Annotated in this window: 11 protein-coding genes and 3 tRNA genes; 5 read left to right on the top strand and 9 right to left on the bottom strand. The window is 63.1% G+C overall.

What is annotated here, in order from left to right:
* Positions 1-23: 23 nt before the first annotated feature.
* Positions 24-719 carry an energy-coupling factor ABC transporter permease gene (locus tag ACTYOL_RS04620; protein ID WP_444757594.1) on the bottom strand — a complete coding sequence of 232 codons (696 nt, stop codon included), beginning with the start codon at positions 717-719 and terminating at the stop codon, positions 24-26.
* A gap of 112 nt (positions 720-831) precedes the next feature.
* On the opposite strand from ACTYOL_RS04620, the gene ACTYOL_RS04615 reads away from it, so the two are divergent.
* From ACTYOL_RS04615 to ACTYOL_RS04605, 3 genes are all read left to right on the top strand, one after another.
* Positions 832-1,461 (top strand): DUF1780 domain-containing protein, encoded by a 630-nt coding sequence (locus tag ACTYOL_RS04615; RefSeq protein ID WP_054895238.1) that lies wholly within the window; start codon positions 832-834, stop codon positions 1,459-1,461.
* A gap of 143 nt (positions 1,462-1,604) precedes the next feature.
* The gene (locus ACTYOL_RS04610) at positions 1,605-1,778 is read left to right on the top strand and encodes a DUF3094 family protein (RefSeq protein ID WP_054895237.1); all 174 of its coding nucleotides are present in this window, start codon (positions 1,605-1,607) and stop codon (positions 1,776-1,778) included.
* Between the two features lie 84 nt (positions 1,779-1,862).
* Positions 1,863-3,158: an NAD(P)/FAD-dependent oxidoreductase gene (locus ACTYOL_RS04605; RefSeq protein WP_054895236.1), complete on the top strand. Its 1,296-nt coding sequence runs from the start codon at positions 1,863-1,865 to the stop codon at positions 3,156-3,158.
* A 104-nt stretch (positions 3,159-3,262) separates the two neighbouring features.
* Here the strand turns inward: ACTYOL_RS04605 and phnN are convergent, their stop codons facing one another.
* The 8 genes from phnN to ACTYOL_RS04565 all read right to left on the bottom strand — a co-directional run bounded on the left by phnN (position 3,263) and on the right by ACTYOL_RS04565 (position 12,799).
* Positions 3,263-3,823 carry a phosphonate metabolism protein/1,5-bisphosphokinase (PRPP-forming) PhnN gene (phnN, locus tag ACTYOL_RS04600; RefSeq protein WP_444757593.1) on the bottom strand — a complete coding sequence of 187 codons (561 nt, stop codon included), beginning with the start codon at positions 3,821-3,823 and terminating at the stop codon, positions 3,263-3,265.
* 346 nt (positions 3,824-4,169) lie between these two features.
* Positions 4,170-4,245 (bottom strand) — tRNA-Lys (locus tag ACTYOL_RS04595).
* Between the two features lie 6 nt (positions 4,246-4,251).
* Positions 4,252-4,328: transfer RNA gene (locus tag ACTYOL_RS04590), tRNA-Pro, on the bottom strand.
* Between the two features lie 4 nt (positions 4,329-4,332).
* Positions 4,333-4,408: transfer RNA gene (locus ACTYOL_RS04585), tRNA-Asn, on the bottom strand.
* A 335-nt stretch (positions 4,409-4,743) separates the two neighbouring features.
* Complete coding sequence (gene clpB, locus ACTYOL_RS04580) at positions 4,744-7,308, bottom strand: ATP-dependent chaperone ClpB (RefSeq protein WP_054895234.1); 2,565 nt, start codon at positions 7,306-7,308, stop codon at positions 4,744-4,746.
* A gap of 208 nt (positions 7,309-7,516) precedes the next feature.
* Positions 7,517-8,881, bottom strand: a complete 1,365-nt coding sequence (locus ACTYOL_RS04575; protein WP_112897346.1) for a DUF1329 domain-containing protein — start codon at positions 8,879-8,881, stop codon at positions 7,517-7,519.
* A gap of 24 nt (positions 8,882-8,905) precedes the next feature.
* Complete coding sequence (locus ACTYOL_RS04570; protein ID WP_153772567.1) at positions 8,906-10,792, bottom strand: DUF1302 domain-containing protein; 1,887 nt, start codon at positions 10,790-10,792, stop codon at positions 8,906-8,908.
* Between the two features lie 324 nt (positions 10,793-11,116).
* On the bottom strand, positions 11,117-12,799 hold the full coding sequence (locus tag ACTYOL_RS04565) for a fatty acid--CoA ligase (protein ID WP_200602690.1): 1,683 nt from the start codon (positions 12,797-12,799) through the stop codon (positions 11,117-11,119).
* Positions 12,800-12,994: 195 nt separating this feature from the next.
* Between ACTYOL_RS04565 and ACTYOL_RS04560 the strand changes: the two genes are divergently transcribed.
* Together ACTYOL_RS04560 and ACTYOL_RS04555 are read left to right on the top strand one after the other, a co-directional pair.
* Positions 12,995-13,954 carry a 2-hydroxyacid dehydrogenase gene (locus ACTYOL_RS04560; RefSeq protein ID WP_153772568.1) on the top strand — a complete coding sequence of 320 codons (960 nt, stop codon included), beginning with the start codon at positions 12,995-12,997 and terminating at the stop codon, positions 13,952-13,954.
* A 374-nt stretch (positions 13,955-14,328) separates the two neighbouring features.
* Positions 14,329-15,327 carry a methyltransferase gene (locus ACTYOL_RS04555; RefSeq protein ID WP_444757592.1) on the top strand — a complete coding sequence of 333 codons (999 nt, stop codon included), beginning with the start codon at positions 14,329-14,331 and terminating at the stop codon, positions 15,325-15,327.

Genomic DNA, 15,327 nt, shown 5'->3' with positions numbered 1-15,327 from the left:
TTGATGAGGGTGCGAGAGGCGATTCAGTCCTTCCCCTCGCCCTCTTCATCCTTCCACGGGGCCTGCAGGTAGCGGGTGCGGTTGAAGGTTTCCAGCCACTCGGGGCAGAACACCACCAGGGCGCTGATCACGGTGCCGTTGATGAAGGCCTCGGGGAATATCATCAGCCACAGGTAGCCGACGAAATCGCTGAGCCACTCGGGCATGGCGAACAGCCCGTCCAGCCATAGCACACCCAACGCGGCCGTCAGGCACAGCAGGGTCGCCAGGGCGGCCGCGAAGAATCCCGAACAGAAGATATAGACGAACAGGTTACGCGGCTGGGCGCGTTCGACCAGGATCGCGCACACCTCGGTGACCAGCACCGGCAAGCCGATGATCAACAGGCCGTTCACGCCCAGCGCTGCCAGGTCCTGGCGGCCGAGGGCGAGCAGGCCGAGCTGGGCGAGAAAGCCGCCGAGTATGGCCAGCGGCCAGTCCAGCAGGAGGGTCACGGCGGTCATGCCGATGAAGTGGTAGGACACGCCGGTGTCGAAATCGCGCCGCACGAGCCACAGCGCGAACAGGCCGAACACGGTGCCGAACAGCAGGTGCTGGCGGCGCGGGTCGCTGAACAGCTCGACCCAACGGGTGCGGCTGGCCGCCCAGATCAACAGGGGAACATAGGCCAGCCAGCCAAGCGTGAGACTGGTGGAGGACAGGACCTGTGCGCTGATCACCGCGACCTCGCGTGCATGTCGGATGCTTTCGAGTCTACACCCATTCCCTGATGACGATTCCCACGAACAAACAAGCCCTTATCCTTCACAATTGCAGGCTAAGCTTGTTCCCATGGATGACTCAGACTACCTGCGCCTGCTTACCATCCAGGCCGAACAAGCCAACGCGTTCCTGTCCAATGCCCGCAAATGGGAGCGTGAGCGTTGGGTCTGCCAGCGCCTGCTGCAAGGGTTGAACATTCCCTACCGCAGCGAGGACTTCACCCCGGCCGGGCAGGAGCCGCCTGACGTGCTGTTTCGCGATGCGGCGTTCGAGGTGTTCTTCGTACTCGACGAAGGGCGTCGGCTCAACGACGAATGGCGCGAGGAGCTGCAGCGTCGGCGCAGTGCCTTCTCCCTGGCCCAACTGGTGCGCCGCGAAGCGCGCCCCCGGCGAATCAGCGCACAGGAGCTACTCGCGCGCCTGGCCCCGACCCTGCGCAAGAAGGCGCACAACTACCGTGAGCGCGGGCTGGACTTGGGCGAGCTGGACATCATCGCCTTCGCCAGCCTCAAGCGCGAGGTGCTCGACCTCAACAGCCATTTCCCACCGCCCACCGAATACCTGCGCCAGGGCTGGCGCTCGTTGTCGCTGGTGGGGCCGACCTTCGCCCGGGTGTTGTTCGCCCACCCGGACGCGCCGGATTTCCTGCGCGGCAACCTGGGGCGCAGCATTCTGTTCGATGTCGGTATCAGTCTTTGATCGCGTGCCGGGTGTCTTTGCGATGGCGTACACTCGGCGGCGGAGATGAAAGGTATTATCATTTGTTTCACGTGCTTGCGATAACGCTGCAGGAAAGGTTGTAGCGTTATCGTCATCCCAAGCGTCTACCCACGAGGCCCACCATGACCAGCCGCCTGAATCCGGAAGATCAGCGTCGCGTCGATGAGTATCTGCGAGCCCCCCAGCATCAAGTCGAGCGCAAGCCTTTCAGGCCCTGGCTGCTCCTTGCCCTGGTGGTGATCGTGACTATTGGTCTGGGCCTGTTGAGCCGCTTGCTGAGTGGACTGGTGCTATGAGCTGCCTTGCGCTCGCCCTCCTCTCTTGCACGCAGCGGCCGGACCTTGTGTCCAGGAATTCCGTAAAACTTGTGAGATATCCCCATGACTCATCGCATCGTGATTGTCGGCGGCGGCGCCGGCGGCGTGGAACTGGCGACCCGCCTGGGTAAGAGCCTCGGCAAGCGCAAGCGCGCCGAGATCACTCTGGTCGACGCCAACCTGACGCACATCTGGAAACCGCTGCTGCACGAAGTGGCTGCCGGTTCGCTGAACTCCTCGGAAGACGAGCTGAACTACGTGGCCCAGGCCAAGTGGAACCACTTCAACTTCCAGCTGGGGCGCATGAGCGGCCTGGACCGTGAAGGCAAGCAGATCCAGCTGGCCGCGACCCTCGACGAAGAAGGCCGCGAGCTGCTGCCGGCGCGCACCCTGGGCTACGACACGCTGGTGATCGCCGTAGGCAGCAACACCAACGACTTCGGCACCCTGGGCGCGGCGCAGCACTGCCTGTTCCTCGACAGCCGCAAGCAGGCCGAGCGCTTCCACCAGCAACTGCTCAACCACTACCTGCGCGCCCACGCGGGCGATCAGGCCAGCGAGCAGATCAGCGTGGCCATCGTCGGCGCCGGTGCGACCGGTGTGGAACTGGCGGCGGAGCTGCACAACGCAGCCCACGAGCTGGCGGCCTACGGCCTGGACCGCATCCAGCCCAAGGACATGCACATCACCCTGATCGAGGCTGGCCCGCGCGTGCTGCCAGCGCTGCCGGAGCGCATCAGCGTGCCGGTGCACAAGACCCTGGAGAAACTCGGGGTGACGGTGATGACCAACGCTGCGGTCAGCGAAGTGACCGAGGAAGGCCTGAAAACCGCGACCGGCGAAGTGATCCAGGCGAGCCTGAAGGTGTGGGCGGCAGGTATTCGTGCGCCAGGCTTCCTCAAGGATATCGACGGCCTGGAGACCAACCGGATCAACCAGCTGGTGGTGCGTCCTACGCTGCAGACCACGCGGGATGACGACATCTTCGCCTTCGGCGACTGCGCCGCCTGCCCGCAACCAGGCAGCGACCGCAATGTGCCGCCACGGGCGCAGGCGGCGCACCAGCAGGCTTCGATGCTGGCCAAGAGCCTGAAGGCGCGGCTGGAGAACAAGCCATTGCCGACCTACGCGTACAAGGACTACGGCTCGCTGGTGTCGCTGTCGCGGTTCTCGGCGGTAGGCAACTTGATGGGCAACCTGACCGGCAGCGTGATGCTGGAGGGTTGGCTGGCGCGGATGTTCTATGTGTCGCTGTACCGCATGCACCAGATGGCGCTGTATGGGGTGTTCCGCACGGCGATGTTGATGATCGGCAGCAAGATCGGCCGCGGCACCGAGCCGCGCCTGAAGCTGCACTGATCAGCTGAGATCACGAGGGCCGCTTTGCGGCCCTTTTTGCGAGCACGTCGCCGCGCAGGTGCCGCAAGCTCTGGCGTGATCGGCAGGGCAGAGGCCAGGCAGGGTCAGTTGCATGGCCGCTCAAGGTGCGCGAGCAGACGCGAGACGGTGTCGGCCAGTGGCCCGGAGTTGTCGAGCACCAGCAAGCCGGGGTCGGCCTCGCGCGCTTCGCTGGCAAAGCGGGCATTACGCGCCAGGCGCGCCTCCACTTCCTCCTGCGACTCACGTCCCCGCGCCAGCAGGCGCTGGCGCAGGATGTCCTGTTCGACACTGAGCAGTACCACCTGCAAATTCGGATAACGCTGCCGCGCCGTGTTCAGGTAGCCACGCGAGCCGTTCACCAGCACGTCGTGCCCTTCCCCCAGCCACTGGTCGATGACCCGTGGAATGCCGTAATGCAGGCCATTGGCCTGCCAGTGCAGGGCAAAGGCGCCGTCCCCGCGCATCTGCTCGAACTGTGCGGCGCTCACCGCCAGGGCGGCTTCGCCCATCGCTTCGGCAGACCGGGTGATGACCCGCCGGGCAATGCGACAGCCACGCGCTGCCAGTTGTTCGCGGGCGGCGTCCAGCAGGCTGTCCTTGCCGGATCCGGACGGCCCGATCAGGTAAATCAACCTGCCTGCCATCAGTACACCCTCTTCGCTTCTCGCCATACCTGCCGCACCGACGCGGATATCGCCACGGTCATGCAACCCTCACAGCACTGACCCTTTGGCACAATACGGGGCAAACCGATGCCGCTTTGCTCGGCTGTGCCGAGAATGAACACGGCAGCAGGCTGGTCGAATGATAATCGCTGGGAGGATATCCAGCAGCCCCTAGCGCGCCAAGTCGGCCGCTGCCACAGAGATTGTGGCTGGCCTTCAGATTTTGAACAGGACAGTTGCTACCCAGGAAAACAGCCGCGAGTTACGAAATGATTTTCTTGAGACAAAAGAAAAAGGGCATCTCATTCGAGATGCCCTTTTTACATGGTGGGTCGTGTAGGATTCGAACCTACGACCAATTGGTTAAAAGCCAACTGCTCTACCAACTGAGCTAACGACCCGGAAAATGGTCGGGGTGAGGGGATTCGAACTCCTGACATCCTGCTCCCAAAGCAGGCGCGCTACCGGACTGCGCTACACCCCGAAATTGGCTCCGCGACCTGGACTCGAACCAGGGACCCAATGATTAACAGTCATTTGCTCTACCGACTGAGCTATCGCGGAACTGAACTTCGTACAACTCTTACAGCTTCGAAGCTTGTGTTAGCTTCAATCTCTTTAGCGTTGTCGCTGCTGAGGTCGGCTATTCTACATTCTTCGTTTTGCTTGTCAACCACTTTTTTTTACCCAACTTACTGATTTGTAAGTTGTTTTCAGATCATCTTTACCGCCGGTGATCTGCGTAGTGCCTGACAGCGGGGCGAATATTAGGGGCACTCGTTTTTTTGTGCAAGCATTTTTTTCAAAATTTTCAGCGAGTTAGATCCAGCGCCGAAAAATCAGGGGTTTGCGGGGTTGCGCAGGTGCCATCGCGGGGCAAGCCCGCGATGGCAACACCGTCAGGCGAAGACGATCTCGTCGCCCTCCACCTTCGCCGTGATCGCCGCACCCGGCACGAACTGGCCACCGAGGATCAGCTGCGCCAGCGGGTTTTCGATCCAGCGCTGGATCGCACGCTTGAGCGGCCGTGCGCCGTACACAGGGTCGTAGCCAACGGCAATCAGCTTGTCGAGGGCCTCCGGGCTCAGGCTCAGCGACAGCTCGCGCTCGGCCAGACGACCGCGCAGGCGGCCCAGCTGGATCTCGGTGATACCGGCGATCTGTTCGCGGCCCAGCGGTTCGAACACCACCACTTCGTCGATCCGGTTGATGAACTCCGGACGGAAGTGCGAACCCACCGCATCCATCACCGCCGCACGTTGCGCCTCACGGTCGCCGACCAGTTCCTGAATCTGCGCCGAACCCAGGTTGGAGGTCATGACGATGACCGTGTTGCGGAAATCAACGGTACGCCCGTGGCTGTCGGTCAGGCGGCCATCCTCCAGTACCTGCAGGAGCACGTTGAACACATCCGGGTGCGCCTTTTCCACCTCGTCGAGCAACACCACCGAGTAGGGCTTGCGACGCACCGCTTCGGTCAGGTAGCCGCCCTCCTCGTAACCCACATAGCCTGGCGGTGCACCGATCAGGCGAGCGACAGAGTGCTTCTCCATGAACTCGGACATATCGATGCGCACCATGGCCTCCTCGGTGTCGAAGAGGAATTCGGCGAGCGCCTTGCACAGCTCGGTCTTGCCCACGCCGGTCGGGCCGAGGAACAGGAACGAGCCGCTCGGGCGATTCGGGTCGGACAACCCGGCACGCGACCGGCGCACGGCGTTGGCCACGGCAGTGACCGCCTCGTCCTGGCCAATCACCCGCTCGTGCAGCAGGCCTTCCATCTTCAGCAGCTTCTCGCGCTCGCCTTCGAGCATCTTCGACACCGGGATGCCGGTCCACTTGGAGACGACCTCGGCGATCTCTTCCTCGGTGACCTTGTTGCGCAGCAACTGGTTCTCGGTCTTGCCGTGCTGATCGACCATCTGCAGGCTGCGCTCCAGGTCGGGGATCACCCCGTACTGCAACTCGGCCATGCGACTCAGGTCGCCTTTGCGGCGGGCGGCCTCGAGTTCCTGGCGAGCCTGTTCGATCTTCTGCTGGATCTGCGCCGAGCCCTGTACCTCGGCCTTTTCCGACGCCCAGATTTCCTCGAGATCGGAATATTCGCGCTCAAGGCGCTCGATTTCCTCGGTGAGTTTTTCCAGGCGCTTCTTCGCCGCTTCGTCCTCTTCCTTCTTCAGGGCCTGGGACTCCACCTTCAGTTGGATCAGGCGACGATCAAGACGGTCGAGCACCTCTGGCTTGGAGTCGATTTCCATGCGGATGCGGCTGGCGGCTTCGTCGATCAGGTCGATGGCCTTGTCCGGCAACTGGCGGTCGGTGATGTAGCGGTGGCTGAGCTTGGCCGCAGCGATGATCGCACCGTCGGTGATGGCCACCTTGTGGTGCACTTCATAACGCTCTTTCAGGCCGCGAAGGATGGCAATGGTGTCTTCCTCGCTCGGCTCCTCGACCAGCACCTTCTGGAAACGCCGCTCGAGCGCTGCGTCCTTCTCGATGAACTGGCGGTACTCGTTGAGCGTGGTGGCGCCAACGCAGTGCAGCTCGCCACGGGCCAGGGCCGGCTTGAGCATGTTGCCGGCGTCCATCGCGCCCTCGCCCTTGCCGGCGCCCACCATGGTGTGCAGCTCGTCGATGAACAGGATGATCTGGCCTTCCTGCTTGGACAGCTCGTTGAGCAGGCCTTTGAGGCGCTCTTCGAACTCGCCGCGATACTTGGCGCCAGCGATCAGCGCCCCCATGTCCAGGGCGAGCAGGCGCTTGCCCTTGAGGCCATCGGGCACTTCACCATTGATGATGCGCTGGGCCAGGCCTTCGGCGATGGCGGTCTTGCCGACGCCGGGCTCGCCGATCAGCACGGGGTTGTTCTTGGTGCGGCGCTGCAGTACCTGCACGGTGCGGCGAATTTCGTCGTCACGGCCGATCACCGGATCGAGCTTGCCTTCTTCGGCACGCTTGGTCAGGTCGACGGTGTACTTGTCCAGCGCCTGGCGCGATTCCTCGGCGTTGGCATCATTGACCGCCTCGCCGCCGCGCAGGTTGTTGATGGCGTTTTCCAGAGCCTTCTTGCTCACGCCCTGGCCAAGCAGCAGCTTGCCAACCTTGCTGTTCTCGTCCATGGCGGCGAGCAGCACCAGCTCGCTGGAAATGAACTGGTCGCCCTTCTGCTGGGCCAGGCGGTCAGCCTGGTTGAGCAGGCGCGCCAGATCCTGGGACATGTTCACGTCGCCCGTGGGGTTCTGGATTTTCGGCAGCTGGTCGAGCTCTTTGGTCAGCGCCTTGCGCAGGCTGCTGATGTCGAAGCCTACCTGCATCAGCAGGGGCTTGATCGAACCGCCCTGCTGCTCGATCAGTGCCTGCAGCAGATGCACTGGCTCGATGGCCGGATGGTCCATGCCAACGGCCAGGGATTGGGAATCGGATAATGCCAGTTGCAGCTTGCTTGTCAGTCGGTCTATTCGCATGGGGATACCTTCCTTTAAAGGGCAGGCGGAGCGATGGACAGCACCTGTAATGAAGAACCTGCCTGAGATGACCAATAGATAAGGCTGATTCTGGAAGATTCAAGCTTAGCGGGGTTGACCGAGGTCAGCCTGATGAACCGACCGAAACAGAAACGCCCCGGCAAGCCGGGGCGTTCTGGGAGATGACACGGAGTTGGTTTTTGAACGCTTAACGCACGCCACTCTGACGCAGGGCCGCAGGCTGGAAGTCAGCCTTGTTGGCGCTGAAGCTGAAGTCGTAGGATTTTTTCTCCTCGTTCTTCATGCCCAGTGCCAGGTAACGGCCCGACTGCAGGTCATAGATCGCTTCGAGGGTGTACCAAGGCACCTGGTTGTTGTAGTACGGCTGGGCATGCGCCTCGGACACGCGCCACAGCTGGTTGCGCCCGTCGTACTGGTCGATCACCGCAGCCTGCCAGGTATCTTCGTCGATGTAGAAGTCACGCTTGGCGTAGATGTGGCGCTGGCCTGGCTTCAGGGTCGCGACCACATGCCACACACGGCGCAGCTCGTAGCGGGCCAGGTCCTGGTTGATGTGGCCGGCCTTGATGATGTCGGCGTACTTGAGCTTCGGATCGTCGAGCTTGTAGGCGTTGGAGGCGATATACATCTCCTTCTTGCCTTCGAGCTTCCAGTCGTAGCGGTCCGGCGCGCCGTTGTACATGTCCAGGTTGTCGGAGGTGCGCAGGCCGTCTGCGGCGGTACCCGGGCCGTCGTAGGAAACCTGCGGCGCCTGGCGCACACGGCGCTGGCCGGCATTGTAGATCCAGGCCTTGCGCGGTTCCTTGACCTGATCGAGGGTCTCGTGCACCAGCAGCACGGTCCCGGCCAGACGCGCCGGCGCAGTCACTTCCTGCTTGAAGTAGAACAGCACGTTGCCCGGGTTGTTCGGGTCGTAGTCCTTCATCTTGTCGCGGAACACGAACTGGTCGTTGAAATACACCAGGCTATAGGAACCGTTCTGCTGCGGCGTGGCCTGGGTGACCAGACGCGACACACTGCCACCGCGATAACGGGTGATGTGGTTCCAGATCACCTCGACACCGCTCTTGGGAATCGGGAACGGGATCGCGCCGCGGAAGTTGTTCAGGCCGTTGCCGCCTTCGACCAGGGTGGTCTGGGTGGCGTTGGACTTGATGTCGGCGTACACGGCATCCGGCACGGTGGCGCCGCGGTGGGTCTTGTACACCGGCAGCTTGTAGGTGTCCGGATAGCGCTTGAGCATCGCCAGTTGGCCAGGGGCCAGCTTGTCCTTGTACTGGTCGGCGTTCGCGGCGGTGATGGTGAACAGTGGCTTTTCGCTGCCGTACGGGTCGGACAGGAAGCCCCTGGCATCGACACTGCCGGCGGTCTTGGCCAGCGGCTCCCACGGGCCGATCGAGCCATCGGCGTTACCGGCCTTCTCCGCGCCCATCGGCGTGAGCGTGGTACCGAGCTTGGCCGCCTCATCGGCGGAAACCGCAGCCATGACGCTGGTCGCCAGCAGGGACATGCCCAGCACACCGGCTTTCAGCAGACTTGTGGTCATCTTCATCGTTGTCGTCCTGGATCAGAGTTCTTAGAAGTTCACGCCGAAGCTGAGGGCGACGAAGTCGCGGTCATCCACGGTGCTGTACTTGCCATCGAAGAAGTTGGTGTACGACAGGCTCGCCGTGTAGGTGTTCTGGTACTCCGCGTCCAGGCCCAGGCTGATCGCCTTGCGGCCTTCCTCGAAGTTGCCACCAGGGCCCGGCGAGTAGCCGGACACGTCGTGGGACCAAGCCACGTTGGGCTTGAGGTTGACCCCGGCGAAGACGTCGTTGTAGTCCCAGATCACCCGGGCGCGATACCCCCAGGAGGTGCTGGTGGTGTAGCCGTCGTTCTCGCACTTGCGGTTGAGGTTGGTGGTCGACGCCCCAGCCCCGGCACCGGCGATGGTGCTGGCGTTGAGTGCCTGGCAGGTGTCGGCGCCGCCGGTCGCCGGCAGCGGGCCTGGGCCGAACACTGGGTCGCGGCCGTAACGGGTGTCGTGTGCGCTCTCCAGGCCGCCCACATGGGTGACGCCCAGTTCGCCCACCACGGTCATGCGGCTGGCGCCCATCACCTGGTCGAAGAAGTGCGTCAGGGTGGTCTGGAACTGGGTGATTTCCTTGCGGCGATAGCCGTGCAGGTCCTGACCCGGGGTACCGTTGAGCAGCGAAGCGTTGGCCAGGGCGCCGCCCAGTGGACGCACACCGGCGAACAGAATGTCGGTGGTATTCAACTGCACAGGAGCGTTGGGACGGTAGCTGATTTCACCGCTCCACGCCGTGCCGGTGGGCAGGGTGGTGGAGAAGCTCAGGCCGTACAGGCGGATGTCTTCAGGGTACTCGACGAAGTATTGCGAGTTGCCCGCGACGATCAGCGGCGCCAGCGGGCGCAGGCTGGCCGGCAGCGACGGAATGCCGGCGAATACCGCAGGCGAGGCGCCGGTGGCGCTGAAGATCGGCGCACGGCTGTGGTAGTTCATGAAGTAGGCACCGAACTCGGTGTCCAGCGGTTCGAACATGTAGCGCAGCGCCACGCCGAACTGGCCGCTGTCACGCGCGTCGCGGTCCGGACCACGGCGCACCATCACGCCCTCTTCGTTGATGTTCACGCCACGGGTGGCGAGGAACTGCTGCGCTGCGCCTGGCACCGTGCGGCTGCTGTTGAGCACGCGCAGGTTGTCGGTGCAGCCGTCGGAGATGATGTCGGGCTGGGAGAAGAAGGTGCCGCAGTTGTCGGTGACGGTCTGGTCCCATTCGAGCTGGTAGAAGGCTTCGGCCGACAGGTTGTCGGTCAGGCTCTGGGAGATGTAGAACATGTTGACCGGGATCAGGCCTTCCTTGATCTCGGCGCCTGGGCGGCGGAAGGCAGCGACGTCGATCGGGTTGATCGAGTTGATGCCGCCCCCGATGAAGGTACTTTCACCCCAGCTCACCACCTGCTTGCCGAAGCGCACCGAACCCGGCATGTCGGCGATGGCGTAGTTGTGGTAGATGAACGCGTCGAGCAGTTGCGCGCCCGAGGACTTGGCCCCCGACTTGCGCCCCGAGTCGCTGATATCCTTGAACTCGCGGCCTTCGTCCTTGAGCTCGAAGTCGTACCAGTACTTGCCACGGACGAAGACGCCGGTGTCGCCGTACTTGAGTTCGAGATCGTGGATACCCTTGAAGATCTTGGAGAAGGTCTCGCCTTTCTTGAAGTTCAGGTGGCCATCGTCGGAGGTCTGGGACAGGCCCTTGCCACCGTTGTTGACGCCGATCAGGTTCTTGTTGGGGTTGGCAGTCGACCAGCTGGCCCCGATGGAGAGCGATGAGTCGAACTGACCTTCGATTTCCCCGATGTTGAAACTCACACCGAATGCGGGACTTGCGAGCGTGGAAGCGAGGCTGACGGCCAAGGGCAGCTTGGCCCGGCGCCAGAACGGGTTTGCAGATGTCATCGACGCTACTCCATGTACTTTTTTGTTATGGCAGTGAGTCCTTTCAGAAACGGCCCCGAGCGCTGCGAGCAGGCTCCTGCCAGAGGCAGCACGGCATGCGCGTGCGCCCTCCCCCATTTCTGAAAATCCCCTGACCCGACTATAGCCAGCGGCCACACGCGCTTGATCCCTCTAAAGTGTGATTTGCGTCTCGCAAGCAGAGGCATCGCAAATGGCCACTTCGATCGCTGGCAGTGCAGAAGCATGGCTCAATTTCGTCGTTTGACAAGGCGCGATACCTCTAACACGCGGGTCACGCCAGAACAGGCGTGACCCGGGCAAGTGTTACAGGGTCGAGAGGAAAGTACTGTTACTGGCCTGCCACTGGGTGACGTCCACGCGTATACGCTTCTTGTCGAGCTTGCCCACGCTGGTCTTGGGAATTTCAGTAACAACGGCGATCTGGCTCGGAATCGCCCACTTGTTGATGTGCCCCAACTCGACGAACGGCTTGAGATGCTCCTTGAGCACCTTGGCGTCCAGCTGCTGGCCTTCGTGCACGACCAGCAGCGCGAATGGCCGCTCGCCCCACTGCGGATCGGGCACGCCGACCACCGCCACCTCGCGCACGGCCCCGTGACGGCTGATCAGGTCTTCAAGATCGAGGGAGGAGATCCATTCGCCACCGGTCTTGATCACATCCTTGATGCGGTCGCGGATATCGATGTAGCCCATGCCATCGAGCGTGGCGACATCGCCGGTGTGCAACCAGCCGCCAGCCCACAGCTCGTTGCTCTTTTCCGGTTCGTTGAAATAGCCCATGGTCAGCCAGGGGGCGCGCAGCACCAGCTCGCCCTGGGCCTCGCCGTCGGCGGGCAGGAAGTTGCCGTGGTCGTCGACGATGGCCGCCTCCACCAAGGGTACGGGTACGCCGGCCTTGATGCGGTAGCTGACGCGCTCGTCTTCACCACCGGCCAGCAGTTCTTCGTTCAGGTGCGCGCAGGAGATCAGCGGGCAGGTTTCCGACATGCCATAGGCCGCAGTGAGCTGGATGCCCCGCGCCAGGGCAGCCTCGTACAGCGCCCGGTTGAGCGCGCTGCCGCCGATGATCACCTTCCAGCCACCGAAGTCCTGGCCCTTGGCTGAAGGGCAGTTGAGCAGCATCTGCAGGATGGTCGGCACGCAGTGGGAGAAGGTGACCTTTTCCTCGCGCCACAGCTTGATCAGCATGTCTGGCTCATAGCGCCCCGGATACACCTGCTTGATGCCCATCATGGTCGCCGCGTAGGGGATACCCCAGGCATGAACGTGGAACATCGGCGTGATCGGCATGTAGACGTCGTTGGTGCTCAGCAGGCGCACGCTGTCGAGGCTGCCGAGCACCGACGTTTCGGCCAGGGTGTGCAGCACCAGTTGACGGTGGGTGAAGTACACGCCCTTGGGGTTGCCGGTGGTACCGGTGGTGTAGAAGGTGGTGGCCACCGAGTTCTCGTCGAAGTCGGGGAAGTCGTAATGCGGGCTGGCGGCGGCGAGCAGTTGCTCGTACTCACCGACCAGGTTCGGCAGCTCGGCGGTCTTGTCCGGGCCGTCAGTGATCAGCAGGGTCTTGTCGACCGTGGTCAGTTGCCCGGCGATGGCCTGGTAGAGGCCGACGAAATCGCTGTTGACCAGCACGAAGCGATCTTCGGCGTGGTTCATGGTGTAGAGGATCTGCTCGGGAGACAGGCGCACGTTGATGGTGTGCACCACCGCGCCGATCATCGGGATGGCGAACATGCATTCCAGATAGCGGTGGCTGTCCCAGTCCATCACCGCCACCGTGTCACCGGCCTTGACCCCGGCTTCAGTGAGCACGTTGGCCAGCCTGGCGATGCGCTCGCCGAGTTCGGGATAGGTCAGCCGCACCTTGTCGCGGTAGACGATTTCACGGGTCTTTTCGTAGCGGCTGCCAGACATCAGCAGGCGTTTGATCAGCAGCGGGTAGGTGTAGGCGCCGTCGGCGGGCTTGAGGAGGCGGGTCTGCAGCATGGGTATCCCTTTTCTGAAAAGCGTGCCGGATATTCAAGGATTTACTGTAGATCGGTGACGCGACGGTCAAATCAGCCGAAGGAATGATTTGGCGTCGCAAAGTATGAGTGGCAATGTGCGAACAGGGCGTTACAGCGCCGCAGAATCCGGAGCCGATGCGCTCCCCACCTCTGGCCTTTGCCGACGGAGCCGCCAATGTCGCGTCATGCAGTTTTTCTCGACCATCACTCCCTTGACCTGGGAGATCTCGACCTTTCTGCGCTCGAACAGCAGTTCGACAGCCTGCAACTGCATGCCGCCAGCGCAGCGGAACAGGTCAGCGAACGCCTGCAGGGCGCCAGCGTGGTGATCAGCAACAAGGTGATGCTCGATGCTGCGGCGCTTGCGGCCAATCCACAAGTGAAACTGATCCTGGTGGCCGCCACCGGCACCAACAACGTCGACCTCGCCGCCGCCCGCGCTCAGGGCGTTACCGTGTGCAACTGCCAGGGCTACGGCACACCTTCGGTAGCGCAGCACACACTGGCGCTGCTGCTGGCCCTGGCCACCCGGCTATGCGACTACCAGCAAGCGGTAAAGGACGGCGCATGGGCCAAGGCCAGCCAGTTCTGCCTGCTGGACTTCCCCATCGTCGAGCTGGAAGGCAAGACCCTGGGCCTGTTGGGGCACGGCGAGCTGGGCGGCGCGGTGGCGCGCCTGGCCGAGGCGTTCGGCATGCGTGTGCTGAGCGGGCAGATCCCCGGACGACCGGCGCGCGCCGACCGCCTGGCGCTGGATGAACTGCTGCCGCAAGTCGATGCCCTGACCCTGCACTGCCCGCTGAACGAGCAGACCCGCCACATGATCGGCGCCCGTGAACTGGCCTTGCTCAAGCCAGGTGCCCTGGTGGTGAACACCGCCCGCGGCGGCCTGATCGATGAACAGGCGCTGGCTGATGCCTTGCGCAGCGGTCACCTGGGCGGTGCGGCGACCGATGTGCTGAGCGTCGAGCCGCCGGTAAACGGCAACCCGCTGCTGGCGGCAGACATCCCGCGGCTGATCATCACCCCGCACAGCGCCTGGGGTGCGGTGGAGTCGCGCCAGCGTATCGTCGGGCAACTGGCCGAAAACGCCCAGGCGTTCTTCGCCGGTCAGCCACGGCGGGTGGTGGCCTGAAGCGCAAACCCACTCGGTCGCTACTGCCAACCCGTGCACGGTCCTCAGCACGGGTGCGGTCCCTGTAGGAGCGGGTTTACCCGCGAAAAAGACACCGCGCTGCCTGGCACGGGCTACGCCCGTGTTCGCGGGCAAGCCCGCTCCCACAGGGTGGACTGCCCCCAAGAAGCTGGACACAAATCCAACCCTTGGGGGATCGATGGGCAAATACACAGAGCAGTTCAAGCCCACGGCTATCACCGTCTACCTGGAAGGCAGTAACGGCTTTGGGCTGGCTTCTAGATTTTGAGCAAGACAGTTGCTCCTGCAGCGACCACGCCGCGTCCCGGTGCGCCAAGTGATACACTTCGCGCTTTTTCAGGAGGCGTCCGCCGATGGACCCGCGCAGTGAAGTGTTGCTCCGCCAGGCGGACCTGTTCCAGGGCCCGCTGCTGATCGCCGGCGCCGCCGCCGATGGCCTGCTCGGGCAACTGCCGCACGCGCACGCCTGGACCTGGCACGCCGGTGATCAGGCGCTGCTGGAGCAGCGTTTCACTGGCCGCAGCCACTACGGCGTGGAGGTGCCACAGGTTCCGTTCGACGCGGCGGTACTGTTCCTGCCCAAATCCCGCGACCTTGCCGCCTACCTACTCAATGCCCTGGCCTCGCGCCTGGGCGGGCGCGAGCTGTATCTGGTCGGCGAGAAACGTGGCGGAATCGAGGGCGCGGCCAAGCAACTGCAAGCCTTCGGCAAACCGCGCAAGCTCGACAGCGCCCGCCACTGCCAGCTGTGGCAGGTGACCGTGGACAATGCGCCCGAGGCCAAGCCCCTGGAGAGCCTGGCGGAGCGCTTCGAGCTGGCGCTCGAGGATGGCCCGCTGCAGGTGGTCAGCCTCCCGGGCGTGTTCAGCCACGGCCGCCTGGATCGCGGCACCGCGCTGCTGCTGCAGCATCTGGAGCAACTGCCGGTAGGCCATGTGCTGGACTTTGGCTGTGGCGCGGGCGTACTCGGCGCGACCATCAAGCGACGTTATCCACAAAGCAACGTCAGCCTGCTCGATGTCGATGCCTTCGCCGTGGCCGCCAGTCGACTGACCCTGGCTGCAAATGGTCTGCAAGGCGAGGTGATCAGCGGTGATGGCATTGATGCAGCACCCGATAATCTCACCGTGATCCTGAGCAATCCCCCGTTCCATACCGGGGTGCACACCGACTATCAGGCGGCGGAAAACCTGCTGAGAAAAAGCAGCAAAATTCTGCAAAAAGGCGGCGAAATACGCTTGGTTGCCAATAGCTTCCTGCGCTATCAACCCCTGCTCCAGGAGGCCTTGGGCAACTGCGAAATCCGCGCCGAAGCAGACGGCTTCCGGATCTACAGGGCAACACGCGGTTAA

This window comes from Pseudomonas sp. A014 (genome assembly GCF_052378495.1).
Taxonomy (GTDB): domain Bacteria; phylum Pseudomonadota; class Gammaproteobacteria; order Pseudomonadales; family Pseudomonadaceae; genus Aquipseudomonas; species Aquipseudomonas machongensis.
This window is presented reverse-complemented; position numbering and strand designations above follow the sequence as displayed.